The organism is Paenibacillus sp. M-152, assembly GCF_003856555.1.
Lineage (GTDB): Bacteria > Bacillota > Bacilli > Paenibacillales > Paenibacillaceae > Paenibacillus > Paenibacillus polymyxa_C.
Window position 1 is genome coordinate 3,898,132 of sequence record NZ_CP034141.1, and the last position, 25,395, is coordinate 3,923,526.

At 46.0% G+C, this 25,395-nt stretch carries 25 protein-coding genes and 1 other RNA gene; 3 read left to right on the forward strand and 23 right to left on the reverse strand.

All coding sequences use genetic code 11. The features are described 5' to 3' along the window. Nucleotides 1-168: 168 nt before the first annotated feature. Nucleotides 169-864, forward strand: a complete 696-nt coding sequence (locus EGM68_RS16920; protein ID WP_129549622.1) for a TerC family protein — start codon at nucleotides 169-171, stop codon at nucleotides 862-864. Nucleotides 865-935: 71 nt separating this feature from the next. Here the strand turns inward: EGM68_RS16920 and thiI are convergent, their stop codons facing one another. The 6 genes from thiI to EGM68_RS16950 all read right to left on the reverse strand — a co-directional run bounded on the left by thiI (nucleotide 936) and on the right by EGM68_RS16950 (nucleotide 5,688). Next, nucleotides 936-2,162 (reverse strand): tRNA uracil 4-sulfurtransferase ThiI, encoded by a 1,227-nt coding sequence (gene thiI, locus EGM68_RS16925; RefSeq protein ID WP_013372116.1) that lies wholly within the window; start codon nucleotides 2,160-2,162, stop codon nucleotides 936-938. A 1-nt stretch (nucleotide 2,163) separates the two neighbouring features. Continuing rightward, a complete protein-coding gene (locus tag EGM68_RS16930) occupies nucleotides 2,164-3,312 on the reverse strand; it encodes a cysteine desulfurase family protein (RefSeq protein ID WP_129549623.1) in 1,149 nt (382 codons plus the stop codon). 155 nt (nucleotides 3,313-3,467) lie between these two features. After that, nucleotides 3,468-4,166: a lytic transglycosylase domain-containing protein gene (locus tag EGM68_RS16935; RefSeq protein ID WP_129549624.1), complete on the reverse strand. Its 699-nt coding sequence runs from the start codon at nucleotides 4,164-4,166 to the stop codon at nucleotides 3,468-3,470. A 163-nt stretch (nucleotides 4,167-4,329) separates the two neighbouring features. Beyond that, entirely contained in the window at nucleotides 4,330-4,725 is a 396-nt protein-coding gene (locus EGM68_RS16940) for a hypothetical protein (protein WP_058711719.1), read from the reverse strand. A gap of 41 nt (nucleotides 4,726-4,766) precedes the next feature. Continuing rightward, entirely contained in the window at nucleotides 4,767-4,994 is a 228-nt protein-coding gene (locus EGM68_RS16945; protein WP_013372120.1) for a DUF1540 domain-containing protein, read from the reverse strand. 187 nt (nucleotides 4,995-5,181) lie between these two features. Then, nucleotides 5,182-5,688 (reverse strand): YpuI family protein, encoded by a 507-nt coding sequence (locus tag EGM68_RS16950; protein WP_016821571.1) that lies wholly within the window; start codon nucleotides 5,686-5,688, stop codon nucleotides 5,182-5,184. Nucleotides 5,689-5,874: 186 nt separating this feature from the next. Between EGM68_RS16950 and EGM68_RS16955 the strand changes: the two genes are divergently transcribed. Continuing rightward, nucleotides 5,875-7,755 (forward strand): S8 family peptidase, encoded by a 1,881-nt coding sequence (locus tag EGM68_RS16955; protein WP_129549625.1) that lies wholly within the window; start codon nucleotides 5,875-5,877, stop codon nucleotides 7,753-7,755. A gap of 57 nt (nucleotides 7,756-7,812) precedes the next feature. Here the strand turns inward: EGM68_RS16955 and EGM68_RS16960 are convergent, their stop codons facing one another. Together EGM68_RS16960 and pdxR are read right to left on the reverse strand one after the other, a co-directional pair. Further along, nucleotides 7,813-8,043, reverse strand: coding sequence for a hypothetical protein (locus EGM68_RS16960; RefSeq protein ID WP_013372124.1), 231 nt, complete (start codon nucleotides 8,041-8,043; stop codon nucleotides 7,813-7,815). An 88-nt stretch (nucleotides 8,044-8,131) separates the two neighbouring features. Further along, nucleotides 8,132-9,607 (reverse strand): MocR-like pyridoxine biosynthesis transcription factor PdxR, encoded by a 1,476-nt coding sequence (pdxR, locus tag EGM68_RS16965; RefSeq protein ID WP_058829887.1) that lies wholly within the window; start codon nucleotides 9,605-9,607, stop codon nucleotides 8,132-8,134. A 116-nt stretch (nucleotides 9,608-9,723) separates the two neighbouring features. Here pdxR and EGM68_RS16970 point away from each other — a divergent pair, with 116 nt between their 5' ends. After that, nucleotides 9,724-10,944 (forward strand): aminotransferase-like domain-containing protein, encoded by a 1,221-nt coding sequence (locus EGM68_RS16970; RefSeq protein ID WP_013372127.1) that lies wholly within the window; start codon nucleotides 9,724-9,726, stop codon nucleotides 10,942-10,944. Nucleotides 10,945-11,229: 285 nt separating this feature from the next. Here EGM68_RS16970 and rnpB read toward each other — a convergent pair. The 15 genes from rnpB to ybeY form a co-directional block, all read right to left on the reverse strand. After that, nucleotides 11,230-11,628: RNase P RNA component class A (gene rnpB, locus EGM68_RS16975), an RNA gene on the reverse strand. Nucleotides 11,629-11,707: 79 nt separating this feature from the next. Continuing rightward, nucleotides 11,708-12,274, reverse strand: a complete 567-nt coding sequence (locus EGM68_RS16980; RefSeq protein ID WP_129549626.1) for a flavin reductase family protein — start codon at nucleotides 12,272-12,274, stop codon at nucleotides 11,708-11,710. 62 nt (nucleotides 12,275-12,336) lie between these two features. Further along, on the reverse strand, nucleotides 12,337-13,452 hold the full coding sequence (locus tag EGM68_RS16985) for a Nif3-like dinuclear metal center hexameric protein (protein ID WP_129549627.1): 1,116 nt from the start codon (nucleotides 13,450-13,452) through the stop codon (nucleotides 12,337-12,339). Then, complete coding sequence (locus EGM68_RS16990) at nucleotides 13,428-14,189, reverse strand: tRNA (adenine(22)-N(1))-methyltransferase (protein ID WP_013372130.1); 762 nt, start codon at nucleotides 14,187-14,189, stop codon at nucleotides 13,428-13,430. The genes EGM68_RS16985 and EGM68_RS16990 overlap by 25 nt, the downstream gene beginning before the upstream one ends. Next, nucleotides 14,186-15,025, reverse strand: coding sequence for a hypothetical protein (locus tag EGM68_RS16995; RefSeq protein WP_129549628.1), 840 nt, complete (start codon nucleotides 15,023-15,025; stop codon nucleotides 14,186-14,188). Before EGM68_RS16995 ends, EGM68_RS16990 begins: the two co-directional genes overlap by 4 nt. Before the next feature lie 87 nt (nucleotides 15,026-15,112). Then, nucleotides 15,113-16,246, reverse strand: coding sequence for an RNA polymerase sigma factor RpoD (gene rpoD / locus EGM68_RS17000; protein WP_007431230.1), 1,134 nt, complete (start codon nucleotides 16,244-16,246; stop codon nucleotides 15,113-15,115). 42 nt (nucleotides 16,247-16,288) lie between these two features. After that, a complete protein-coding gene (gene dnaG / locus EGM68_RS17005; RefSeq protein ID WP_016324556.1) occupies nucleotides 16,289-18,163 on the reverse strand; it encodes a DNA primase in 1,875 nt (624 codons plus the stop codon). Further along, nucleotides 18,156-18,632, reverse strand: a complete 477-nt coding sequence (locus EGM68_RS17010) for a YaiI/YqxD family protein (RefSeq protein ID WP_129549629.1) — start codon at nucleotides 18,630-18,632, stop codon at nucleotides 18,156-18,158. Before EGM68_RS17010 ends, dnaG begins: the two co-directional genes overlap by 8 nt. A gap of 122 nt (nucleotides 18,633-18,754) precedes the next feature. After that, nucleotides 18,755-20,830, reverse strand: a complete 2,076-nt coding sequence (glyS, locus tag EGM68_RS17015; RefSeq protein ID WP_025679643.1) for a glycine--tRNA ligase subunit beta — start codon at nucleotides 20,828-20,830, stop codon at nucleotides 18,755-18,757. Next, complete coding sequence (gene glyQ / locus EGM68_RS17020) at nucleotides 20,823-21,710, reverse strand: glycine--tRNA ligase subunit alpha (RefSeq protein WP_013372135.1); 888 nt, start codon at nucleotides 21,708-21,710, stop codon at nucleotides 20,823-20,825. Before glyQ ends, glyS begins: the two co-directional genes overlap by 8 nt. Nucleotides 21,711-22,113: 403 nt before the next feature. Beyond that, a complete protein-coding gene (gene recO / locus EGM68_RS17025; protein ID WP_129549630.1) occupies nucleotides 22,114-22,866 on the reverse strand; it encodes a DNA repair protein RecO in 753 nt (250 codons plus the stop codon). A 42-nt stretch (nucleotides 22,867-22,908) separates the two neighbouring features. Beyond that, nucleotides 22,909-23,046 (reverse strand): YqzL family protein, encoded by a 138-nt coding sequence (locus tag EGM68_RS17030; protein WP_013372137.1) that lies wholly within the window; start codon nucleotides 23,044-23,046, stop codon nucleotides 22,909-22,911. A 520-nt stretch (nucleotides 23,047-23,566) separates the two neighbouring features. Beyond that, nucleotides 23,567-24,469 (reverse strand): GTPase Era, encoded by a 903-nt coding sequence (gene era, locus EGM68_RS17035; protein ID WP_129549631.1) that lies wholly within the window; start codon nucleotides 24,467-24,469, stop codon nucleotides 23,567-23,569. A 45-nt stretch (nucleotides 24,470-24,514) separates the two neighbouring features. Continuing rightward, a complete protein-coding gene (locus EGM68_RS17040; RefSeq protein WP_016324558.1) occupies nucleotides 24,515-24,889 on the reverse strand; it encodes a diacylglycerol kinase family protein in 375 nt (124 codons plus the stop codon). Beyond that, entirely contained in the window at nucleotides 24,889-25,386 is a 498-nt protein-coding gene (gene ybeY / locus EGM68_RS17045) for an rRNA maturation RNase YbeY (RefSeq protein WP_013372141.1), read from the reverse strand. Before ybeY ends, EGM68_RS17040 begins: the two co-directional genes overlap by 1 nt. Nucleotides 25,387-25,395: the final 9 nt, after the last annotated feature.

A 25,395-nucleotide genomic window follows, 5' to 3' on the forward strand; every position in this document is an offset into this window, starting at 1 on the left:
TGCTTGCAAGCTTTTCGAATAAGTCATAATTTAGTAATAACTAATGGCAATTTGATTGAGTATAAACCTTGAATTCAATAACAAACAGCAATATAATGAATCGTATTTCCGAAAAACGGGTATTAACATGAACAACATGCAATGTTTTGAGGATGTTTAATCAGGGAGATGAGAACGATTGACATATCCGTACTTCAGTTCTTTTGGCTACTGCTTAATGTGATATTTATTGACCTTCTGCTCGCAGGAGATAATGCGATTGTCATTGGGCTTGCCGCCAGAAAGCTGCCTCCTGCAACGCAAAAAAAAGCGATACTATACGGCACCGGGGGTGCCCTGCTCATCCGCATAGCAGCCACTATTGTGGTCCTCTGGTTACTTCAAGTACCGTGGTTGTTACTCATCGGGGGTGTGATGCTAGTCTGGATCGCGTATAAGTTGCTCGTGGACCAAGAGGATCATGCCGAAGTTAAAGCAGGAACAACTCTATGGGGGGCTATCCGCACCATTATTGTCGCCGATGCAGCAATGGGTCTGGACAACGTTATTGCTGTTGCTGGCGCGGCCCAGCAGCATTTGCTACTTGTAGTGCTGGGCCTGTTAATCAGTGTGCCGATCGTTGTATGGGGAAGCACTCTTTTTATCAAGCTGATCAATAAATCCCCCTGGATTATCTATTTAGGATCGGCGGTGCTTGGTTATACGGCCTCTAATATGATCACTGAAGAACGTAAGCTGGCATCATACTTTACGGAGCATCCGGCGCTGCGTATCTTGTTTATTGCCACCGTTATGGCTGGCATTTTGCTCACAGGATATCTTCAAAATCGCAGAGCAGTATCCCGTCGAGAAAAAGCTGTCTAAAAGAGGTTTCAAAAGGACCCCACCCAAATAAAAAGGCAGACCCCAACATTGTTGCGGGTCTGCCTTTTTTATTAAAACCAATCTTCCTGTATAACTTCCTCTTTACGCCCCTCTACAGCTCCACCTGCCTCAAGGACAACCGTCTCCGTTGTAGCTACAGCCTGATCGATCAAAGCATTTAAATCCCGAATAGAAGCTTCAATCTTCTGAACTACCCACAAATTCGGATTGGTCGTGGGAGATTTGGGAACAAACAATGTACAACAATCCTCATACGGGAGAATGGATAAATCGTAGGTGCCAATTTGCTTAGCGATTTCTGTAATCTCCTGCTTATCCATCATAACGAGAGGTCGCAGCAAGGGGAGTTCCGTTGAGCGACCAATCACATTCATGCTGGATAGCGTTTGACTAGCAACTTGACCCAGACTGTCGCCCGTCACGAGTGCCAGCGCTCCTTCACGCTCTGCCAGCATCGTTGCAATTCGCAGCATGGACCGTCTCATTAGCGTGATAATTAAATTATCCTGCCCAGTGCGTGTAAAAGCCGTCTGCACCTCTGTAAACGGTACGAGGTGGATTTTGATTCGGCCTGCATAGCCTGCTAATACTTTTGCCAAATCAATAACCTTTTCTTTCGCACGCTCACTTGTAAACGGATAGCTATAAAAATGTACACATTCGATTTCCAAGCCTCTGCGCATGGATGACCATCCTGCTACCGGACTGTCAATTCCACCGGACAGCAGCAGCATAGCTTTGCCGTTGGTTCCTAACGGAAAGCCCCCTACAGCCATAATAACATCACTAAAAATATATGCCGCCTGCTCTCTTACCTCCACACGTAGCTCAATATCAGGTTGACGCACGTCGACCTTCAATGCCTGAAACGTCCGCAAAATAGGAGAACCAATTAAATGATTCAACTCTTGTGAAGAATGGGGGAATTCCTTCCATACCCTGCGGGCATTTACCTTGAATGTCGTTCCCTCGTCTACGTTCAGCTCATGCATTAAAGCTACAGCCGTCTCAATGATAGCATCCAGCTCAACAGGAGCCATTTTGACAGGACTAATCGTCGTGATGCCAAACACCTTTTGCAACACTTGAATGATCTGTTCATAAGGCTCTCCTCCGAGAACTACATAAATCCGTCCAAATTCCTTGCGCAACGAAGCACCTGGAAAAGGCTTAAGCAGCAGCTTTACGTGTTTTAGTACAGCCTTCTCAAAACGAGCGCGATTCTTCCCTTTTAATGTAAATTCGCCGAAGCGAAGTAAAAGCATATCATAGTGCATTTTAACGTTTCCACCTTTCAAGGGATTCCAGCTTGGCTACAGCCTGTCGAAGCGCAAGTATGAGCTCGTCGATATCCTGTTCCGTATGTTCATCACCAAAGCTGATACGTATGCCGCCGGCTGCTTCTGCCTCATTGCGGCCCATCGCCAACAGTACCCGGCTGGGCTCGGCTAATTTTGAAGAGCAAGCCGATTTGGTGGACACTGCCACACCCAATTGCTCCAGCGTATGCAGCAGTACCTCGGCCTTCATGCCCGGATACGAAAAGTGGACAATATGCGGCGCTTCTTTCCCACTGTTCAGCCGCAGTTGTGGGATTGTTTTCACTTCTGCGGCCACCCGTTCTCTCCACTCGATCATGCGCCGTGCAGTCTCTGCTTGTCGTTCGCCCGCCAGCCGTATCGCCTTGGACATACCGACAAGCAGTGGTACATTTTCGGTACCCGCACGAACCCCTTGCTCCTGAGAGCCACCACTAAGCAATGGGAAAAGCTCTACGCCTTCCCGAACGAATAGCAATCCAGCACCTTTGGGTCCACGCAGCTTATGCGCCGAAAGGCTGTACAGATCAGCCTGCCAGCCCCGGAGATCAACGGGCAACTTTCCAAATCCCTGTACCCCGTCAATATGAAATAGAACACGGGGGAAGCGCTTTTTCAGCGCAACTCCGATATCTTGCAACGGTTGCACCCTTCCCGTCTCATTATTGACATGCATGATACTGACTAAAATCGTATCTTTACGAACAGCTGCGCAAACCTGTTCGGCACTCACATGACCTTCCTCATCCACAGGTAAAAAAGTAACTTCAAAACCCAAATTTGTCAGCTGTTTGCAAGCTTCGTACACAGACGGGTGCTCTGTCGACACAGTCACGATATGCTTGCCTCTGGTCTGATAGTGCAAAGCCGCCCCCTTAACGGCAAGATTGTTGCTTTCCGTTGCCCCGGATGTGAAGACAATCTCCGCAGGAGATACTCCCAAAGCTGCAGCGCATACTTCGCGCGAGCGCTTGATCAACTTATCCGCATCCTCTCCATACCGATGCATGGAAGACGGATTGCCATAATGTCGTCTCATTACCTCGGCAACGGTTGTAATCACCTCTTCAAAAGGCGGAGTTGTCGCGGCATAATCAAAATATTTCATTAAACTCCCCTTTCTGCCCCACAACTGTTACAACAAAAAAAGACCAAAACAGAGAAAGGCCGCTTCATTACAGCGACACCCTTTCCCCATATTGATCCTGTCTGCGGACCTAATCGAATTGAAATTACGCACTTTTATGCTATAAGCTATAGGGCTTAGATGGTATATTTTTCACGTGCATTCTGAATTTTGGAAATATATCTTTGCGTTTCTACCGGAAGCTTGTCCAGTACAGACATCAACTGCTCATCACTACTTACGCCAAGCCGCTGTACCCGTCCGGGACCTGCATTGTATGCAGCCAGCGCCATATTTTCCTGTCCGTTAAAACGTTTAATCTGGTAAGACAAATAGCGTACGCCAGCATCAATATTTTGTGCAGGATCATAGGGGTCACTAACTCCCAGACCTTGAGCTGTAGCGTCCATCAACTGCATAAGTCCTTTGGCTCCAGCCGAAGAAGTAACCGACGGATTAAACGAAGATTCCGTATCAATAACTGCTTTAATCAAAGCTACCGGAACGCCGTATTTCTGACTTGCCTCATTAATCAAACTATCGTACGCTGTAGCTTTTGTAGGTCCATCCGTTGCCATATTGGAAGAAGCAGAATAGACTGCCAATGACGAAGTCGTTCCCCTCGATGGTCCCAGTTGAAGCCAGAGCAAGCCGTTTTCATCTCTGGTAACATCGCCTGAATTTTCTCGAGTGACAGCATTATCTGTTTCCAGCTGACCTACTTGTTCCAGCAATCCAGAAAAAGCATCCGCTGTACCCGTCTGGGTCGTAGCACTCATATTATTTAACAGCTGCATGTCTAACATGGATTTGGACACGCGCGGATCAATTTGCATGTGGTGTTCCCAACTTTCTATAGTTGTTATATCCCAAATAGCTTGTCGTTATTGCTATGATACAACTTTTTACTATGTACTTCCATACTTTTTAATGAAAAAAAGCTCCGTTTCTGTCGAAAAGACAGCGGAGCTAAGATACCGGAACCTTTAACCAACAGGGTTAGCGCACAAATGGGATAAAAGCAAAATAACTCAATGTTGCTAGTGCGCCAAGACCAATCGACCAAATACCGGTTGTTTTACTGCCATTTACATAAGCAAAAAATCCTAAAACTGCTGCAATGGGTCCCAGCACAATAGACCACATAAACAATGATGCGATACCTGCAGCCAGCCCAATATAGCCGGAAATACGACCACTATTGTTAATAACCTGCTCTTCACCCTTGTTCTCATGTCTGGTCACAACTGGCGAGCCAGGAGCAACCTCTGCTGCATATTCCTCACGATGATGGCGGCGCTTGGCAGAGCGTTCCTGAACATGACGAGGATAATCTACACGTTCACGGCTAACATGCTCTTCATTCTTAGGCTTATCGTTTTCATGATCTTCCATAATAACTGCACCTCCAAATGGAAATGAATCGTGTTATACATTTACAGAGACTTCGGCTTAAAGGTGTGGCAACAGGTTGCGGCAGACGTTGCAGCCTTATCACGTTCATCTGAACTAAAGCTTTCCCCCGCATATTCTTCTTTAAATTTTTTCCCGGCATGACCATCTACTTCAATCATGATCAAATCTGCCTTGCAAAAGTTGTTTTCTCCCCAATAATGGCAATTGGCTACGCTGCACTTTACGATTGGCTTGGCCTCTTGGCTCATGATCATCACCTCGGATTCATTGTCCCCCCGCTCCCCTGCACCTATGCGTTCATGGCATATGGCAGTTGGTGACATACGAAAAAAGCCGCTTCCCCTCGCCTCCTCCAAACTGGCAGGAACAAGTGAAAGCGGCTTGCTTGTCTTGTTTTAGTTTTTGATTAGAAATGAATTTCTTGGATTGAATGCTTTAGGCATGAGTACGACGAGTCTGCATCCGGCGCTGTGTCAAATAATCACTTTCATAATAAGTCAGATCATCACGCAATTCTTCAAAGTTTTTCGTAATGTCCATGATCACTTCGCGGGCGGCTGGCACTGGCGTTTTACGGAAGCGGATAGCATCTTGTCCCGTATAAGCATAGCGTCCGTCCTCTGCGTAAGATTCATTTTTGGGATAAAAAAAGCTGTTCACGCAGTCATGGTATACGTTATACAATGCCTTTTCCGCAAAATCGACGTCAAAGTTGGCACGGCGCAAAGCCACACCCAGCTTTTCATAGGATACTTCGGAAAAAACAAGGACATGGCGGAGATCCGACAAAAAACCTTTGTAAAAAAGTACGGACTCCTCATTACCATCCACAGCCAGTTGCGGCAGAGCATGCTCATTGAGGAATGTTTCCACACGTTTCACGGCAGTTTTCAGTCTTTCCTGCGCCGACTCACATAATTTTTGTACGTTGACTGCTGACATCAAGGCAGCTCCCCCTTATTTGTTGCTTGTTCATCAATTTGGTTACCCGAAAATAGTCCCTTCTAACCGAAAGAGCTGTAATTTTCAGTATTTATCCTACCACAAATAAGCATTGAAAGGTATAAAAACATGCCAATCTCCTCACGCTAAACCATAAATTTATGAATACTCAAGGAGGACGGTTTCATGTCTCGGCCAAAATGGTTAAAACCCCTGCTCGGAGCAGCTGCCGGGGTGCTTCTGATCACACTGATGCTACCTTCACACGATCACCGCCAAACACCACAGCCCGAATATACGACCAAGATGGTACCACAGCAGGAGAAGCAGCTTAAAAAAGGGATGTTGGCTTTGGACCTGTCCGCTACGGATACCCTCACACGGATGGACGCAAGACAAGATATTCAATACGTAATGCGGGAGCTGAATGGTAAAACTGCCAATCAGAAAAGACAGTTCACCCACACATTGCAGCAATCACACAGTCATCTTCATACGCTCCAGTGGATTCACATTAGGGACGGAAAGACTAACACCTACACAGGCAACAAAGCACAGACAAGTCTGCTGAACCACCCTCAAATTCAAAGCAGCTTGGCTGCGGCTCGTCGTTCCGTCATGCAAAATAAATCCTATGAATCGGCTGCTTTTCAAGTTGAGGGCGGTAAATATTTCATCATGGCTGAACCATCGGCTGATGGAACATGCGGCGTTGCCGCCCTGGTCAGTCAGCAAGTATTGCGTGACGTGGAGAAGCATCAGCGCAAAAATTTGCGTTTAATTCCCTATCCAAAAGAAGGTAGCTACAAAATCGAATCCGTACATCCCGACACATTGCACGATATCACGGTCAAAACGGGTCACGACAACGAAAATGCAAGCCATTATTTTGAAAACGAAATTGTCGTTCGCTTCCGTCACAATCCTGATTCACGACAATTGAAGGAAATTGCAGAAGATTTGCACTGTGAACCAGGCCGTAAGCTTGGTTATACTTATGTATTTCATTCGGATAAGATGAACTTTAAAGAGCTAAAGCAATATTTTTCACAAAAGTGGAACCCGCTTTATGCTGAGCCTCACTATATGTATCTGACTAATGAGAAAGCACCTATCAATGCCGACAGCTCTGTTCCCAATGATCTGCTCTTTTCTCGCTATCAATGGAACCTGCCTGCTACCGAAACCAACAGAGGTTGGAAACTAAGCAAAGGCAGCAAGGATGTAATTGTCGCGGTTGTAGATACGGGAGTGGATTTGGATCACCCTGATCTAAAAGGCCAAATTCTTTCTGGGCATAACGTGGTAAACCCGTCTGAAAAGCCTTATGATGACGTCGGTCACGGAACGCATGTCGCGGGCATCATTTCTGCGCTCGTTAATAATGGTGAGGGAGTCGCCGGTATGACGTGGTACAACAAGATCATGCCGATCAAGGTACTTGACCAATCTGGCTCCGGTACAACTTACTCGGTTGCAGAAGGTATTATATGGGCAGCTGATCACGGGGCCAAGGTCATCAATTTGAGTCTCGGCAACTATGCACAAGCTTCATTTTTACATGATGCGATCAAATATGCCTATGACAAAGATGTTGTATTAGTTGCAGCCACAGGCAATGATAATACGGAGCGACCTGGTTATCCAGCAGCGTACCCTGAAGTATTTGCCGTTTCCGCTACAGACTCTTCTATGCACCGCGCATCCTTTTCTAACTACGGCGATTATGTGGACGTCATGGCTCCAGGTGCAAGTATTGCCAGTACGTATCCTGGGAATCAATATGCTGCACTATCGGGTACTTCAATGGCCAGTCCACATGTATCAGCGTTAGCTGCCCTGATTCGATCCGTTAACCCTGATCTAACCAATAAAGAGGTAATGGATTTAATGAGAGACAGCGTAATTGATTTGGGCACACCAGGGCATGACAAATATTTTGGGTATGGTCAAATCGACGTGTATAAAGCATTGAAAGCAGCACAGCGTCCCTATGTTCCCCTGCAATTCTATCCACAGCATTTCAGTGACAAGTTGAAATCCATATTAAAGAAACTGGAAGCCTAGGATACCCCTTTTGGAAAAAGCAGCCATGTTGCTCCATGGCTGCTTTTTTAGGCTTTCTTAACGCTTGGAACTGGTACGGACAGGTCGCTTTCCATGACTGCGTGTATGACAGCATGGGTCACCAGGATCCTTGACAACCACCGGAAATACGTGGTGGGGCACAGGTATAACATGCGCCTGATTGATGATCTCAATCGGATGAACAACAGGTACCACCTGTGGGTAAAATTGATGATTTACAAATTGGATCGGCGGGCACACGACCGGGTCGTAATGACAATGACTCATAATGTGCAACTCCTTTCGGTGAATTAGTACAGCATATTAAGGAGGCATATGCTGTGCTTGGATGTTTAACCCCTAATACAGTTATCCCTTATAAAATAGGCTTTCGTTCCACAATGACCGAATGATCAAGAATATCGCCCAACAAATTACATAGCTTGCGCAGACCTGATTTAAGTGTTTCCTTGTCCGTATACGAAAAAGAAATACGGATGTGATTACTATCCATACCACCTGCATAGCACACCGCACCAGGCAAAAAGGAAATGCCTTCACGGTCAGCTACCCGCTCCAATTCTGGAATATCCACCATAGAGGGAAGTTTAATCCATACATTGAGACCACCTTCAGGAGCATACCAGGTAACTTCTGGCGGAGCATAGCGCTGGAGTGTATTCAATGCGACAGTTAGACGATCTCGAATTTGTTCTCGCAATGAAACAAAATGCTGGTCAAGTCGGTTCCTGAGAAAAGGTAGCAGTGTTTTTTGCGTTAATAGAGGACTTCCCAAATCCGTAGTTGACTTAGCAGCCACCAAACGATCCATTACACTCCCAGTTGCCGCTACACAAGCTATGCGGCAACCAGGAGCAACGGTTTTGCTGAAACTTTTGATATAGACAACATGCCCGGACTGATCATGCGCCTTGATAGAGAGTGGGGGTTTAGTTTTGTAATACAGATCGGAAAATGGATCATCCTCAACAATGAGACAGTGATAACTTTGAGCCAGATCCAGTAATTGCGTGCGTCTGGCCATCGTCAAAGTTACGCCGGTAGGATTATGAAAGGTAGGTATGGTATAGATCAATTTTGGGGGATGGGTATCACAGAGACGTGTCAAAATATCAATCCGCATACCCTCCTCGTCCATCGGAATCATAATTACTTTGGCACCACGACTAGTGAACACATCAATGGCCCCAGTATAGGTAGGAGCTTCCATGTAGACCACATCTCCCGGGCCAACAAACGTACGCGCCACCAGGTCAATCCCCTGTTGAGCTCCGCTGGTCACAAGCAGTTGCTCTGCCACTATAGGTATACCGCGTTCACTCAAGTGGTCTGCGAACACTTCTCTTAGTTCTAAATCACCTTCAAAAGTTCCATATGCAGCCATTACATCGGAATTTTCAGAGGATAAACGGTGAGTATCTGCGATGATTTCGCGTGTGGGAAGAAGCTCCGGCTGTATTGCCGCTATATGAAAAGAATAGGTAGCCTTTCGGCTATGGTTAAAGTTTCTCCATAACTGTGCACGCGGCAAATAATCGATCAACGACATCTGCCAAGACAAATCCTGCGTCCCCTCATGATAAATCGGTACTGAAGCTTCCGTCACGTAGCAACCTTTTCCCTGTGTACACGTAACCAAATTCATGGACTCTAGCTCGGCATACGCCTTACTTACAGTTACAGGACTCACCGCAAGCAGGCTGGACAGATGACGGATAGAGGGAAGCTTGGTACCCTGAGGTAGTAGCCCTGACTGAATGCGGTCCGCTAATGTTTTGGTAATCTGTAAATATAACTTGACACTGCTGTTGCGGCTGAGATCAATATGCATCGGAACCCTTCCCTCCAAAAATCAACTGTTACATTTAGACGTTTACTGTTATACTTCATTATCGATATAATACAACAAATTTCTTAGCACAGTATAGAACACAGGAGATGATTGGATTGGAATACAAATTTTCGGGTATGGCTCGTACTCAGGGCTCGTCCATGGTAAGGGACATTTTGAAGCTGACACAGGGAACAGATGTTTTATCTCTCGCGGGTGGCCTTCCGGCCGATGCCTTCTTTCCCGTCGAAGCGGTTGCTAAAGCCTATGAGCGGGTATTCCGCCTCGGCGGTACTACCGCACTTCAATACGGCCTAACCGAGGGATACATTCCTCTACGGGAACGTCTGGCAGCAATCATGTCATCCCAAGGCATCTCCGTCACCAGAGATAACATCCTCATGACAACAGGCTCGCAGCAGACCATTGATCTAGTTTCACGTGTGTTGCTTGATCCGCAGGATACAGTATTGGTGGAGTCCCCTACTTATTTGGCAGCTCTTCAGGTATTCAATTCCTATGGCGCTAACATTGTAAGTGTAAATACAGACGCTAACGGTATGCAATTAGATGATCTTGAGGCCAAGATCAAACAGCATCAGCCAAAATTCGTGTATGTCATCCCTACCTTCTCCAACCCAGCAGGAAGTGTATGGAGTATGGAACGCAGAACAGGCGTTGTTGAGCTATGCCGTAAATACGGAACTTTGATTTTTGAAGACGATCCTTACGGACGGCTCAAATTTGATGAAAACCTTAACTTCCCATCCCTATTTTCTATTGATCAACAGCTAGGTGGCGACGGTCATGTAATGTACACTTCTACATTTTCTAAAACTGTCGCTCCAGGTGTTCGCTCTGGATGGTTGGTAGCCGATCAAGCCATCGTCGTTAAGACCGCAAATGCCAAACAATCTGCCGATCTGCACTCCAGCAGTATTGACCAGCGTGCTTTGAATGAGCTATTGGACTTCTTTGATTTGGAGGGACATATACGTACCGTGTCCGCTGAGTATCACACTCGGATGTTGCGTCTTACATCGTTAATGAGAGAACGTCAATGGGAAGGAATCACTTGGAATGATGCACTTGGTGGCATGTTTATGTGGGTTACCTTACCTGAAGGCTTCCGTTCTGATCAGTTACTGCAACTCGCGATTCAGGAAGGAGTTGCATTTGTACCTGGACAAGTTTTTTATGCTGACTTAAGCGGGAGCAACCATATGCGAATCAACTTCACGCATACCGATCCTGCCTTGCTTCCAAAAGCAGTTGACCGATTGGACCGGGCACTGAAGCTGTATATGGAGAAAAATGTGGTAAAAAGCGTACGTTAATTCCAGCTTCAAAAGCACGCTACACTGACTACATGCCTCGTCCTCGCACGTTTTTGCGTTAGGAGAGTGTAAATACAATGAAGCCCCCATTGACTATGTTGGGGGCTTCATTCCATAGATATAGCGGACTGCGTAATCCTGCTGCAAATTAAAAAGGGTGCTTCATAATTCCCACAGGAATATGAAGCACCCTTTTTAATGTAATAAATACATTTGGATTAAAGGTTTCTCATGCAAACAGGTCATTAACAAAAAATAAATTCATACATTTTAAGGTGTTGCAGTGGGGAAAGTTTTCCGTAAGCCGGGTTCTGTGCTATTCGTGGTACAGACGGGAACTACCCTCCCACTAAAAGCGACAATCATCTATCTAGGCCGAACATTGCTATCCAGCTCCAGCGACCAACCTAGACACGCCTCGGGCTAAGGCTGCTTCGCGAAGAAGCTGTGTCCCTTTAGGTCTTGCTCCAGATGGGGTTTACCAGGAACGAAGTCACCAGCGTTCCTCGGGGTCTCTTACACCTCGGTTCCATCCTTGCCTGTGCCGCAAGCGGCCATCGGCGGTCCATTTCTGTGGCACTATCCTTCAACTCGCGCTGACTGGACGTTATCCAGCATCCTGCCCTATGGAGCCCGGACTTTCCTCTCGTGGCTTATGCCACCAGCGATTGTCTGTCAAACTTTCCGAACAACATTACATAGTATACAGGGAACGCGTGCATGATACAACCCTGAAAATATTGTAAATTATAGAGATCTCTCTTTACTTGTTCAAATAAAACGGATGTACCTTTCTCTGTAATGAATCATCTGCCACGTAATAAGCGGACCTTCCCACGTATAACGGAATTGAAAGCTTACTAAAATCAGGAACGTCCTCATCTAGGAATAGTTCATCATCCCGGTAGGTCTGCTGTATTTCACCGACGATCCAATCATGATCTCCATAGGTATGAATATCCACTACTTTACACTCATAAGCGAGATAAGCTTCCAGCAATATAGGCACATCCACTGAAATTCCGTCCTCATATGCAATCCCAAACTGCTGAAATTTATCTACATCTTTACCACTAAAGGTACCTACAGCCTGAATCCATTCCGATCTGTGCGCAGGCAAAAACTGAACACCAAAGCCTCCACTTTTCTTAATCAGTCCGTAAGAATACGTTTCCTTCCTCAATGAAATGCCATACATGCCCGGTGATGATCCGATATATGTATGCCAGCCTGAGGCCATGACATTATTTACTCCCTCATAGCGGGAAGTAACAACTGCAACCATCCCTGGATAGGCATGAATCACAGAATCGGCTATCAACTTTCGCATACAACCTCTCCCTACGAAAAAATGTAATAGTTCTCCTTTATTTTCTCATAGATGTGAAGGTTTTACAAAAATTGAAAAGGCTCGGTGTTCACTTCAGATACATATACTTCCGTTGAGTATCGATCTTCGGCCAAGCGTCTACGCATCCAATCTGCGGTTTTAGGCTTCATAATCTTTTCTGCGTTATGTCCAGGGTCAATAATAGCAATGCCTGCCATCAGGGCATCGTGAGCCGTGTGATAGTCGATATCCCCCGTCACTAATACGTCAGCGCCTTTAAAAAGCGACTTATTCACATAACGGCTGCCAGAGCCCCCAAGCACGGCTGCTTTTTTGATCATACGGTCCAAGTCACCCACCACACGTACATACTCAACGTTGAGACCTTTTTTCACAACATCTACAAACTCTCGTAACGTGCGGGCTTCCTTGAGCTTGCCTACTCGTCCCAAACCAAAGGTACGGCCTTTCAAATCCATAGGGTACAGGTCATAAGCCACCTCTTCATAAGGATGAGCCTTCAGCATCGCTTGGACAACTTTATTGCGTACACCCTGCGGTACAATGGTCTCAATACGAACCTCTTCACTACGTTCCATTTTACCTGGCTCACCCAAAAACGGCTGTGTGCCTTCACCTGGTACAAAAGTTCCATAACCATCAATGTTAAAGCTGCAATGGCTGTAGTTGCCGATATGTCCAGCTCCCGCATTCAGTATGGCATCCAGTACACGTTGATGATGTGTTTTGGGTACGAAAACGACAAGCTTGAATAATTGCTCGGTGTGAACATCCTCCAGCGTACCTTCACTTTGAATCCCCAGTGCTTCTGCCATCCAATCATTCATGCCGTCCTCAGCCGTATCCAGATTCGTATGACTGATGTAGACAGCAATATCATTCTTGATCAGCTTTTCATACAATCTGCCTGCAGGCTGGTCCGTGTTCAAAGCTTTTAGTGGGCGGAATATAATCGCATGATGCGCAATAATGAGATCAGCTTTTATGCGGATCGCTTCTTCAACAACCTCATCATTGACATCCAGGGCTACTAAAATGCTTTTTATTTCCTTTTGCAGACTACCCAGTTGAAGCCCAATTCTATCGTCTGGAACTGCCAAGTATTTCGGAGCCAGTTGCTCCATGTAGCTAATTACTGTCTGTCCTTTGGCAAACATGCAAGTACCTCCTCCAGCTGTTCAATTTGCTTGCGCAATTGCTCCTGCTTATGCTGCGCAGATTCCTGATCTGACCGAGCCACTTGTGCCCGCACATCCTGAAGCTTGCGAATCTCCAATTGCCATTTCGAAAAAAAGATTTCATTTGGTGCTTTGACCAATAACGGTCCAAGTTGTATCAGCAAATCCTCTGTCAGTACCAGCGAACTACCAGAAAGTTCCCATGGCCGATACAGGTCATCCTGTTTCAGCGAACTTTCCGAAGCAGGTACTGCCGTCAGAACTTCATATATTTTACCATCTTCTTCCATGATATGTTCATTTGTTAATACCCATTGATGCTTGATTAGCCAGCGCCGTAAAATATCCTCGCCCACGTTGGGCTGTAAAACAAGCTGTTTCACTGAAACAAGCTTGTCTTTTCCTTGCTCCAAAATAGAAGCGATCAAGGCTCCGCCCATACCCGCTATCGTAATAACATCTACCTCATTGGCCTTGATTACAGCCAAGCCGTCCCCTTTTCTAACCGCAATGCGATCTGTAAGACCTGCTTCAGCCACCTGCTTTTGAGCCGCACGCAATGGTCCATCGTTGACCTCACCCGCTACAGCTTGCGATACTCTGCCGGAGCGCACTGCAGCCACAGGGAGTAGTCCGTGATCAGAGCCAATATCAGCCAGTCTGCTACCGGCAGGAATTTGTTCCAAAATATATTGTAATCGCTGAGAAAGTTTCATGACGTCACCCACGTAATCCATTTTTTTCGAGTCCAAAATAAAATTCCTACAACAAAAGCCAACTTCAATATGCTTAAAAAAATCACTTCCCCTGCTGCTTGATGGCGCAGGACGATCGTGTCTGCTTCCGCCATAAACACTAGGGTCAAGCCTATAGCAAAATAAACCAACGCGAAACGTGGAAAGCGGCGATGTACCCACCAGCTTAACCCAATCAACAATACTGCGTGTAAAATCCAAAATACCTCAAGCATCGCTAAAGTAGCTGTAGGCCAATAGCGGCCTATAAGGACCGCATACACTAAAAGCAGCCCAGCAAGACCACAGTAATGAAGCAAGCTGATGCGCAAAGTTAATCCCACAAGACACCATATCAAACCGCATAGACCCACCAGCACTAAAAACCAAACCTTAGCTTCACCTTGGTGAAGCTGAATGATCCAGACACCTGAACCCAGCATAATTGCACTGCCTAAAGTGCTCAACATTGCACTCATACTCTTTTCGGAAGACCGCCAAACCGCGGCCATCCCATAGCAAATCGCAGTAACTGCACTTGCCGAGCATATTTGCATTGCCAACGGAAAAGCGGTAAAATAAAAACCGATCAAACAAATGCAGGAAATAATGACAAAACCAAGAATCCAGGCGATCCCATGCCCATGTCGAAGATATGTAAGCAGCCCGGTGTTGTTACGGTTCTGGCTTTGTGCCGGATTTTCATCTTCCCGATACAGGTTGGACAGAAAATCGCAATATTGCTCAGGGAGCAGCCGACTTTGCCGCCAATGCTCAATTTCATGTAACAGTATTGTCCGTTTTTTCTCCTGGTCCAAGCTTCTTCCCCTCCACCAAGGCTGCCATGAGATAAAAAAAGACCTTCTGCGCGCTTCAAGCCGCAGAAGGTCCGCAATGTTACGCTTCTATTCGAGGAAATCCTTCAGTCGCTTACTGCGGCTTGGATGGCGCAACTTACGCAGCGCTTTGGCCTCAATCTGACGAATACGTTCACGTGTAACACCGAACACTTTACCCACTTCTTCAAGAGTTCTGGTTCTTCCGTCGTCCAAACCAAAACGGAGACGCAAAACATTCTCTTCCCGTTCGGTCAACGTATCCAGGACATCCTCGAGTTGTTCCTTCAGAAGCTCATAGGCAGCTGCATCTGCAGGCGCCAATGCTTCCTGATCCTCAATGAAATCCCCTAGATGTGAGTCATCCTCTTCACCAATTGGTGTTTCCAATGAAACCGGTTCTTGGGCAATTTTCATAATTTCCCGTACTTTTTCCACGCTTAGCTCCATCTCGGCAGCCACTTCTTCCGGCGTAGGTTCACGCCCCAGCTCTTGCAACAGTTGACGCGATACGCGAATCAGCTTGTTGATCGTTTCCACCATATGCACTGGAATACGGATCGTTCTCGCCTGATCGGCAATTGCGCGCGTAATCGCCTGACGAATCCACCAGGTTGCGTACGTACTGAATTTAAAGCCTTTTTCGTAATCAAATTTTTCTACTGCCTTAATCAAACCCATATTACCTTCTTGAATTAGATCCAGGAAAAGCATGCCGCGACCAACATAACGTTTGGCAATACTTACAACCAGACGCAAGTTTGCTTCAGCCAACCGACGCTTAGCTTCTTCATCGCCGTTATTGATCCGTTTGGCAAGCTCCACCTCATCATCTGCAGAAAGCAGCGGTACACGACCAATTTCCTTCAAGTACATCCGGACCGGGTCATTAATTTTAATACCGGGAGGCAGGCTCAGATCGTCATCGAAATTAAAATCATCCCCGTCATTGTTTTCCGGGTCGTCATTTTGACGCAATCTGGTAACTTCTTCGTCGTTATCATTCACAACCTCAATCCCCAAGTCACCCAGCTGCTCATAAAACTCATCCATTTGCTCGGGGTCCTGATCAAACGGCGACAGTTTTTCCATGATATCTTTGTAGTTCAGAGAGGAACTTTTTTTACCCAACTCAATCAGTTGATCTTTAACCTGATCCAGTGTTAATTCCGTCTCCAGTTCAGTATGCTGATCATTCGCCATCTTTCGACTCCCTCCTCCTAGAAACATCCGACCTCTGTGTGTTCATTGTCTCTCTAGGGCTATAATCTCGCTTGCAATTTGTGCTGCACGCAAAAAATCACCTGAGCGCTCAGCGGTTCTCATTTCTTCCCTCTTCAAATCCAGTTGCTCCTGCAATGGAAATTTTCGCACTTGACGAATATAATCATCCAAAATGTGCGGTGCCCATACGCCTGGAGCATCCATCATCATGATCGAACTTACGTTCTTCTCCAGTCGGTCGTCTTGCAAAGATGAAATAAAACGGCTTGTATCCGGTAACTTCCCTTGCGCGTAATAGGCATATAGATAAGCAGCAATTGCTGCATGATCCTCAATATTAAAGGCGTCCCCCAGATGCTTTTCTACATACTCTGCAGCTTCTAAATCCTGCATCATCCAGTGAAGCAGCCTGCGTTCAGCCACATGGTAAGCCGGCAACAGATTGGGCGTAGAGACCTGCCCTTTTTTATGCCTACCATTATTCCACCCATTTTCGTTATTATCCCCAAAGTTCTGTTTTTTTTGCAGGGATTGACGGAGTAAATTGCATTCTTGCTTTAAGGTTTCAAAATCCACCTTGACTTCGGCAGATACTTCGCGCAGATACACTTCCCGCTCAGTCGGGGATGACAGAGGTGCAATGACATTTAATGCTTCGCGGGAATACGCAATTCTTCCTTCTTCCTCTTGCAGTATATGGTTTTTTTTCAGATATATAAGCTTAAATTTCACCGTTGAAACAGCACTTTCGATAATTTGGCGCTGGAAACGTTCAGCGCCGTATTGCCGGATAAAATCATCCGGGTCCATACCATCGCTGACCAACGCTACTTTTACGTGAAGTCCCGCATTTTCCAACAGCGGAAAATTTTTAAGCGCTGCCGCTTGTCCTGCCCGGTCACCATCATAACAAATAATAACCTCGTCGCACAGTCCCTTTAACATCGTAGCATGATGCTCCGTTAGAGCAGTCCCCATGGCAGCCACTCCATTTTGTACGCCAGCTTCCCATGCCGAGATGACATCGCCATAGCCTTCAAAAAGAACACTTTGACGAAGCTTGCGAATTGAGGTCTTAGCATGATGGAGATTGTACAGCGTTCGGCTTTTGTTAAATAGCTTGGTCTCCGGCGAGTTCAAATACTTCGGCTGCCCCTCGCCAAGTATACGGCCTGCAAAGGCAATAACTTTTCCGTTTCGATTCCAAATGGGAAACATGATACGATCTCTGAATCGATCTACATATCCATCACCCTCATGTCGGGGAGAAATGAGTCCTCCCTTTTCCATCTCGACAGGATCAAAAGAACGCTTCTCTAGAAACTGAACGATCGTATCCCATCGGTTGGGTGCATAGCCAATTTGGAATTGGTCAATGATCTTGTCACTGAATCCCCGTGAACGCAAATATTCCATGGCTGGTTTGCCGTGCTCCGTATTTTTAAGCAAAAAATGGTACATCTTAGAAGTTAGTTCATACGCTTGCAACAGCCTGTCCAACTCAGGATGCTGATGCGATGAATCACGTCCCTGCCATTCGCCGAGCGGAATATGACTTTCTTCTGCCATTGTCCTGACAGCTTCGGGAAAGGATAGTCCTTCGATTTCCATCATAAACTTGATGGCATTGCCTCCCGCGCCGCAGCCGTAGCAGTAAAAAATCTGACGATCCGGTGTCACGGTGAATGAAGGGGTTTTTTCGGAATGAAAAGGACAGAGGCCTTTCATATATTTCCCCTGCTTGGTCAAATGCACGTACTTGCTTACCGTATCTACAATATCATGATGTTGTAAAACTGACTCGATGATATCGTCCGGTATGTTACCTTGTCCGGCACTCATATTAACCACCTTCATCTCTTTAGCACGTAAATATAATTCGATACCGTTACTCATTCTCCTGCAAGCGAAGTAAAAGTTTTGTCAGTTTATGTTGAAAAACTTCACGATCCTCTAATGTAAACGGTTTAGGACCTTTTCCATAACGTCCTTTTTTCCGTTCTTTGGCAGAAGTGTGGCGTCGGTCCAGCATGAAGTCTATCGAATCGTTTCGATAAATCGTTCCGCGAAAAGACATCACTTCACAACCTTTTGCCAAGGCGAGTGCAGCAAGACCATAATCGTTGGTTGTTACAATATCTCCGCGGCGGATATGATTGGCAATATAGAGATCGGCACTCTGGTCGCTTCGGTCTACTTTAACAACGCTTACGCCTTTGCTGCCCTGAATGAGATGATCATACGAAGATACCATAATAACGTCAATATGAAAACGGGAAGCTGTCTCTGCAATTTCACTTTTAACAGGACAAGCGTCCCCGTCAACAACGATCCGTACATCCGGGAAATTTCCGGACCCTCCCATGAGCATCCCCCATCTCGTATCCGCATTCGAGTAAAATACGGAACGGCTGCAAGATCACTCTTACACCGTTCCGTATATTTATACCCATTTTTTCAAGTTGTTCATACTACCACAACCGACGTTTAAACTACAAGCTTGGAAAAATCAGCAAAACGCTTCAATTCTGAGTCAATAGCAGCCAGCAATGCCAAACGATTATTACGTACAGCATCATCCTCAGCCATAACCATAACGGAGTCAAAGAACGCCGTCACCGCAGGAGTAATGGATGAAGCAAGCGCCAATGCTTGTGTCGCATCACCTTCCTGTAAGGCTGTACAATAAGACTCATAGGCGCCATACCATGCTTCGTATAGGTTTTTCTCGCCCTGTTCCGTAAATTCACCCGTATTCACTGACTTGTGAACTGCTTTAGCAGCCAAATTACCTACGCGATTAAAAGACTCCACTGTTGCCTTGAAGACATCACCCGTTTGTACAGCAGTCATTAATGCAGCCCCGCGGTTAACCACAGAAGCAACATCGTCATATCCAGCTGAAAGCACAGCATCTACAACGTCATAACGAAGTGTCTCGGACAATAGTTTCTTCACGCGTAATCCGAAAAACTCATGTAATTCTTTACGTATTTCATCTGCGGAACGTTTCATATTTCCAAAGTTGCTGTGCACATCAAGCGCGATATTGAACACATCAGACAACGTAGCCGAAAGCTTACGATCCAACAGAATCTGCACGATACCTGCTGCCTGGCGACGAAGCGCGTAAGGGTCCTGTGAACCTGTCGGAATAATACCGATGGAGAAGCAGCCTGTAATGGTATCTATCTTGTCTGCGATACTTACAATCGCTCCAGCGTTCGTTGAAGGAACCGTTTCTCCTGCGAATCGCGGCTGGTAATGCTCAAACACCGCTCTTGCCACTTCTTCCTTCTCTCCAGCCTTACGGGCATAATCCTCGCCCATAACCCCTTGCAATTCCGGAAACTCATAGACCATTTGTGTTACAAGGTCAAATTTACAAATATCTGCTGCTCGGCTAACCGATTCCTGTGTATCTGGGGAAACACGTAGCTTCTCTGCCAGAGCATCAGCAATGCGGCGAATTCGACGCACTTTGTCTCCAACTGTTCCCAGCTCTTCGTGGAAAACGATACTTTCCAGCTTGGAGAGTGCATCCTTAATTTCCAGCTTCTGATCTTCTTCATAGAAGAATTTGGCATCAGACAACCGCGCGCGCAATACTTTTTCGTTTCCTTTTGCAATGACTTCCAGCGATTGACTGCCACCATTACGTACCGTAACAAAGTATGGCAGCAGCTTTCCTGTGCGATCCAGCACTGGGAAATAGCGTTGGTGTTCACGCATGGAAGTAATCAGTACATCCTTCGGAATGTTCAAGAATGCAGGGTCAAAGCCACCGAACAGTACTGTTGGAGTTTCCACCAAATACAGCACTTCTTCCAGCAAATCATCCTTGACCGCAATCGTCCAATCTTTTTCGGCTGCAAGTGCTTCAATCTGCTTCACAATAAGCGACTGACGTTCTTCAATGTCCACAATAACATGCTGCTTGCGAAGTACTTCAACATAGTCCGCTGGACTTTCTACAACGGCCTCCTGTCCAAGGAAGCGATGTCCTCTTGTCACATTCCCTGACTGTACGCCAGCAATCTCCAAATTAACAATATCGCTACCAAACAAGGCTACCAACCAGCGGATTGGACGAACAAATTTAAAATCATAACTTGCCCAGCGCATAAATTTAGGGAATGTCATGGCATGTAAAATGTGTAGTAAACCTTCGGACAGCACATCTGCCGTTGGTACACCTATGCTGCTCTTGGTCGCGTAAATATATTCCACGCCTCCAAGTTCTTTGAACGTGAACTGTTCAGGATCAACACCTTGGCTACGGGCAAAGCCTAGAGCAGCCTTACTCCAGTTACCGGCTTCATCAAGTGCGATTTTGCGGGAAGGTCCTTTAACTTCTTCGTTAATATCTTCCTGCTTCTCCGCTACTTCCTTAACAAGTACCGCCAAACGACGAGGTGTAGCATAAGCCTCTACAGCACTGTAAGCAATACGCGAGCTGTCCAGCCACGCCGTCATACGTTCCTTCAACTGCTGAATCGCATTCGGGATAAAACGTGCAGGCACTTCTTCCAGCCCGATCTCAAACAATAGATCCTTAGACATTTGCCGCACCTCCTTTCTTCAACAGCGGGAAGCCCAGCTTCTCGCGCTCCTCCAGATAGGTCGCAGCGACCTGGCGCGCCAAATTACGCACTCGTATAATAAAACCTGTCCGTTCCGTTACACTGATGGCTCCGCGAGCGTCCAGCAAGTTGAACGTGTGAGAGCATTTCAGCACATAATCATAGGCTGGAAATACAAGATGCTGCGCCATCGCTTTATTCGCCTCTTCTTCATACATGTTAAAAAGAGTAAATAGCATTTTGACATCAGATACTTCGAACGTATATTTGGAATGCTCAAATTCTGGTTGGTGGAAAACATCACCGTACGAGATTCCATTAACCCATTCCAAATCAAACACATTTTCTTTGTCCTGGATGTAGGAAGCAAGACGCTCCATACCGTACGTAATTTCAACCGCAACCGGACTGGCATCAATACCGCCCACTTGCTGGAAGTACGTGAATTGGGTAATTTCCATACCGTCCAGCCATACTTCCCAACCTAATCCCCAGGCTCCCAGCGTCGGAGCTTCCCAGTTGTCTTCAACAAAACGAATATCATGCTCCAGTGGGTTAATGCCCAAACGGCTCAAACTCTCCAGATACAACTCCTGAATGTTATCAGGTGAAGGCTTCAAAACCACTTGAAACTGATGATGCTGATACAGGCGATTCGGGTTCTCACCATAACGTCCGTCAGACGGACGGCGAGAAGGCTCAACGTAAGCTACGTTCCACGGCTCAGGTCCAATTGAACGTAAATACGTCATCGGGTTCATCGTGCCTGCCCCTTTTTCCGTATCATAAGGCTGTACAATAATACAGTTGTGTTCAGACCAAAATTGTTGCAGCGTTAAAATCATCTGCTGAAAATTCATGGGCACACGCTTCCTTTCCAATTCCCTAAAATGTTGGTGATTTCTAATCCTTAAACTCATATGTACAGGGCTAATTTATTCCATAAGCCTTGCTAGAGACAGCAAAAAGCCCCCGCCTCTACGCCTGTACAGACGTAGGGACGAGAGCTAACTCCCGCGGTTCCACCCTACTTGATTGCGACCCTACATCACCAGTCAGATCGTAATCCTCTTTTCCGTGTCCATTCAGACGCTCCCGAGTGCCATGTTCACGAACAATTCCCGCCGGGCTTACACCATCCCCAACTCGCTAACTACAGAGAATACGTCTCGTTACTTTCTCGTTCAATGCATCTGCTCCCAAAGGAGATATATAGTAGGATATTACACGTTTTCAGTGATACAGTCAAGAGAACACCACATTTCACATGTCGTACTTGTCAAGCTGATCCAGGAAATTACGGGATTTCAGCTTGACCTCCAACTGCATATCCATGAACTGACGCATGACATGTTTGATCTCCAGCTTGGTGGAGTCCTTCACGTCGATATTGCCGAGTCGATTCAAATCTATTTGGGCGAACAAGCGCAGCAACTTCAATGTACGCGGAGCAACACTTAACGCAGCCGGATCAAAATGCTTGTAACCCCGACACAAAACCCCACCTAACCTCGGACTGATAAACATATCCTCATCAGCACATCGTTGACCGCTTGAAATACAAGCATCAAGCTGAGGTGCATATCCGGCCGCCTGCAATATTTTAAATTCATAAATACTCATGACGATCAGCGGATCTTTGCCACTCTCCAGTGCCTCCAAGCAGGCTTTAAGCTGCTTAAACCAAAATGCACCTGTTTCCTCATCCTGTAACACCCGATCGAGCAATTCACAAGCATAGGAAGCGTAAGCAGCCTTTGTAATATCCTCGCGCAGTGTATGGTGGGATTGGATAATTTCACCGGCATTCAACGTGCCTAAGCCAGTGTTGCGAAAAAAAACAAATTCACCGTACGTAAACGGCTGCGTTAAAGCGGCATGACGGCTTTTGGATTTTTTCGCGCCTCTGACTAGCACACCTACTTTGCCTCCGCTTTCGGTGCAAAGCGTAATAATTTTGTTCCCCTCACCGTAATCCATGCTGCGGATGACGATTCCTTCCATCCTGTAAAGCATGCTTCTTCCCCCAAACATTCGCGAAGAAGCCAGTGGTTCGTATTATTCACGGGCTTCTTCATGCTCGTCCGACTCTCCTTCATCCGTGTCTTGCTCCCTTGTCACGGCGCTCTCCCTGTATAACAGATACGCACCGACATCTCCAGTCATCGCAAAATACTTCCACGAAAAATCTCGCAATCGTATTCATCCTTTCTTCGGAAATGACGTCTGCATCTCAAAAATAGGATGATGCGAAGAGAGGGGAAGTATGCGATGAAATAAATGGATTACGTTGAAAAAGGCTACTGTGTACGGTCTGGACACCGCTTCGCAAATGATTTGATCTTACGATCGCTGTTACCCCTGAATTTATTTTATCCAATGAGAAAAGGAGTAAATTCAGGGGTAAAGGCGAACGCTGACGCTTCTTCAGATTCAAATTCTTCGCTTCGCTACAACGTGCATACAGTTACAATAAAATAACTCTTTTAAAAAGCACTCCTTATTTCATCACTGGAAGAAAAGGGAAGGAATAGCGAGAAGTTAAGCGCCGCACAAGAGCGGCGCTTGGAATGACTGAAAGACTTAATCCATACGTCAGTGGTAGAGTCGGACGGCTTTTTTTATGATACATACAACTACTATACATATTGATTGATATCAATTTTAGTCTGTATAATTCTTTGGACCAAAGTGATCGTAGATATGATATCTACTTTTAGGCGTCGCGATGGAAGCCCAAGTCACGAAGGACACGTTCCTGGTTACGCCAGTCTTTTTTGACCTTAACCCAAAGTTCCAGGAAAATTTTGGAGCCTAGCAAGTTTTGGATATCTTGACGGGCTTGTTTGCCTACCTCTTTGAGCATGGCTCCCTGTTTGCCGATAATGATTCCCTTCTGGGAATCACGCTCTACAAAAATAACCGCCATAATATGCACTACACCATTCTCCTGCACTTTCATGTCTTCAATCATAACCGCAATAGAATGGGGTACTTCCTCACGTGTCATGTGCAAAATCTTTTCCCGTACCAGCTCAGCAATGACAAACTGCTCTGGATGGTCGGTAATTTGGTCATCAGGGTAATATTGCGGACCTTCTGGCAAGTATTTTTGAACCTGATCCAATAGGGTGTTTACATTATTGCCCATTTTGGCCGAGATCGGTACAATTTCCGCAAAGTCATACAACTTGCGATACTGCTCAATCAGGGGCAACAATGCCTCTGGCTCGATGCGGTCAATTTTATTCAATACCAATATAACTGGTGTTTTTACTTGTTTAAGCTGTTCCGCAATAAAACGGTCGCCTCCGCCTAAACCTTCAGCAGCATCAATAAGAAAAAGTACCGTCTCTACTTCACCCAACGTATTAAAAGCGGTCTGATTCATATAATCGCCCAGCTTTGACTGGCGCTTGTGAATTCCTGGTGTATCCAAAAATACAATTTGTGTGTCCTCTGTGGTATATACGCCGTGAATTTTATTCCGTGTCGTTTGGGGCTTGTCTGACATGATGGCAATCTTCTGCCCAATGACATGGTTCATCAATGTTGATTTTCCGACATTGGGTCTGCCAACAATTGCGACAAAGCCAGATTTAAAGTGTTTCTTAGCCATTTTATTTCCTCCAGCGCGATTAAGCACCTAATTTTTATTTTTTCATTAAAGCAGCTGACTCATTAACGTCAACAAAGGTCTATAAAATACAAATATGCCAATAATTACAGCAAAAACCGCTGCCAGGAGCACGGCTCCGGCGGCGGTGTCTTTAGCCGCTTTGGCCAGCGGATGAATATCAGGTGAGATTAGATCCACCGCTGCTTCAACAGCGGTGTTGATCAGTTCGGCTACAATGACTATGGCAATGGCCAAGCACACGAATAACCAGTCGAGCCGGGAGATGCGCAGAGTTAGACCTGCTACAATGACAAGAAGCGCCACAACCACATGTATCCGCATATTTACTTGCGTACGCAGGGCGTATATCACGCCTTCTGCAGCATAGCGAAAGGTCATTCTCCAAGGCTGACGTCTCATTACCGTGTCAACCCCACTTGAGCCAGCACAGCTTCCTGCTTACCCATCATTTCAGCCTCACTTGCATCGTCCTGATGATCATAACCTAACAGATGCAGAAAACCGTGGACAAACAAAAACCCGATTTCACGCTCAATTGAATGTCCATACTCTTCGCTTTGAGCTTGCGCTGTCTGTACAGAGATAATAATATCCCCCAGAACATCGGGTACATCATTTAATGGATTATCTTCCGTCGGTTCGTAGATAATTTCAAGCTCTTCATCCAGTGTTTCCTTCATAGCAAAAGACAACACATCAGTGGGACGATCAATACCGCGATAATCCCTGTTCAACTCATGAATTTGATCATCATTCACGAAAGTAAGGGCAACCTCACCGTCTGTAACCCCTTCCGCTTTGCCAGCCTGCTCTAATAAGGTGTTCAGCAGCGTGATCAACGATTCGTTAATTACCATATCGTTTTGTTCATTATTCCAAGCTAATTGAAGGCCCATGCCAACCGC

What these genes read in the sequence shown, in the direction of transcription:
- EGM68_RS16920 (WP_129549622.1), top strand. Translation starts at nt 169, where the DNA reads ATGAGAACGATTGACATATCCGTACTTCAGTTCTTTTGGCTACTGCTT.
- EGM68_RS16980 (WP_129549626.1), bottom strand. Translation starts at nt 12,274, where the DNA reads ATGCGAAAGTTGATAGCCGATTCTGTGATTCATGCCTATCCAGGGATG.
- EGM68_RS16985 (WP_129549627.1), bottom strand. Translation starts at nt 13,452, where the DNA reads ATGTTTGCCAAAGGACAGACAGTAATTAGCTACATGGAGCAACTGGCT.
- EGM68_RS17010 (WP_129549629.1), bottom strand. Translation starts at nt 18,632, where the DNA reads ATGGGAGGGTCCGGAAATTTCCCGGATGTACGGATCGTTGTTGACGGG.
- rpoD (WP_007431230.1), bottom strand. Translation starts at nt 16,246, where the DNA reads ATGGCGAATGATCAGCATACTGAACTGGAGACGGAATTAACACTGGAT.
- ybeY (WP_013372141.1), bottom strand. Translation starts at nt 25,386, where the DNA reads ATGGGCCTTCAATTAGCTTGGAATAATGAACAAAACGATATGGTAATT.
- glyQ (WP_013372135.1), bottom strand. Translation starts at nt 21,710, where the DNA reads ATGAATTTTCAGCAGATGATTTTAACGCTGCAACAATTTTGGTCTGAA.
- EGM68_RS16945 (WP_013372120.1), bottom strand. Translation starts at nt 4,994, where the DNA reads ATGAGCCAAGAGGCCAAGCCAATCGTAAAGTGCAGCGTAGCCAATTGC.
- EGM68_RS16955 (WP_129549625.1), top strand. Translation starts at nt 5,875, where the DNA reads ATGTCTCGGCCAAAATGGTTAAAACCCCTGCTCGGAGCAGCTGCCGGG.
- EGM68_RS16990 (WP_013372130.1), bottom strand. Translation starts at nt 14,189, where the DNA reads ATGAAACTTTCTCAGCGATTACAATATATTTTGGAACAAATTCCTGCC.
- EGM68_RS16940 (WP_058711719.1), bottom strand. Translation starts at nt 4,725, where the DNA reads ATGGAAGATCATGAAAACGATAAGCCTAAGAATGAAGAGCATGTTAGC.
- dnaG (WP_016324556.1), bottom strand. Translation starts at nt 18,163, where the DNA reads ATGAGTAACGGTATCGAATTATATTTACGTGCTAAAGAGATGAAGGTG.
- glyS (WP_025679643.1), bottom strand. Translation starts at nt 20,830, where the DNA reads ATGTCTAAGGATCTATTGTTTGAGATCGGGCTGGAAGAAGTGCCTGCA.
- recO (WP_129549630.1), bottom strand. Translation starts at nt 22,866, where the DNA reads ATGCTTTACAGGATGGAAGGAATCGTCATCCGCAGCATGGATTACGGT.
- pdxR (WP_058829887.1), bottom strand. Translation starts at nt 9,607, where the DNA reads ATGCATATTGATCTCAGCCGCAACAGCAGTGTCAAGTTATATTTACAG.
- EGM68_RS16960 (WP_013372124.1), bottom strand. Translation starts at nt 8,043, where the DNA reads ATGAGTCATTGTCATTACGACCCGGTCGTGTGCCCGCCGATCCAATTT.
- thiI (WP_013372116.1), bottom strand. Translation starts at nt 2,162, where the DNA reads ATGCACTATGATATGCTTTTACTTCGCTTCGGCGAATTTACATTAAAA.
- EGM68_RS17040 (WP_016324558.1), bottom strand. Translation starts at nt 24,889, where the DNA reads ATGAGACGTCAGCCTTGGAGAATGACCTTTCGCTATGCTGCAGAAGGC.
- EGM68_RS16935 (WP_129549624.1), bottom strand. Translation starts at nt 4,166, where the DNA reads ATGCAAATTGATCCGCGCGTGTCCAAATCCATGTTAGACATGCAGCTG.
- era (WP_129549631.1), bottom strand. Translation starts at nt 24,469, where the DNA reads ATGGCTAAGAAACACTTTAAATCTGGCTTTGTCGCAATTGTTGGCAGA.
- EGM68_RS16930 (WP_129549623.1), bottom strand. Translation starts at nt 3,312, where the DNA reads ATGAAATATTTTGATTATGCCGCGACAACTCCGCCTTTTGAAGAGGTG.
- EGM68_RS16950 (WP_016821571.1), bottom strand. Translation starts at nt 5,688, where the DNA reads ATGTCAGCAGTCAACGTACAAAAATTATGTGAGTCGGCGCAGGAAAGA.